The sequence below is a fragment of the Zobellia russellii genome (genome assembly GCF_018728565.1).
Classification (GTDB): Bacteria; Bacteroidota; Bacteroidia; order Flavobacteriales; family Flavobacteriaceae; genus Zobellia; species Zobellia russellii.
Map to the genome: position 1 here is coordinate 1 of NZ_JACSOI010000034.1, position 514 is coordinate 514.

Annotated in this window: 1 pseudogene; it reads right to left on the reverse strand. The window is 50.0% G+C overall.

From position 1 onward, the window contains the following. Positions 1-85: 85 nt before the first annotated feature. Positions 86-514: pseudogene (locus H9565_RS20450) on the reverse strand (carbohydrate kinase); the annotation flags it as partial.

Sequence of the window (514 nt, forward strand, 5' to 3'; positions counted from 1 at the left end):
ACTTGGGTATACGTTTCATGGCCTTGTTTCTCAAATCGTCCATTGAAGGATATGCGGGGTTGAATTCCTTGTTCATAAGATAGGTCTATTTTAGGCTGAACGGCCGGTGTTTCTTGATAGCGTAGTTTTTGTCCAGGAACGAGGGCTCCAGCTCCGTATCGGAAATAACGATCGCGGCCCCAAGGGCGGACCCCAAAGATGAATCCGTTGTGCTGAGCTTCATGTTCCCCATGTAATGGGATAGGAGCTGGATGTAGATCTTGTTGTCGCTAAAACCCCCGTCCACATAAAGCTGGCCTATTTCGGAACTTCCCATCGCCGCCCTTACACTTTTCTCCTGTAGCAGTACCAGTTCCAGCATCAGCTGGTGGTAGGCATGCTCGAACCTGTCGTAGGGTATCGTGGTGCTCTGGGGCATGTCCGCTGAGGACATGGTATCCCATTTGAACATGTGCACGAAATCCTTGTTGATCTCGAAAAAGGTATCCTGATCGAACTCCACCTGCTTATGGGC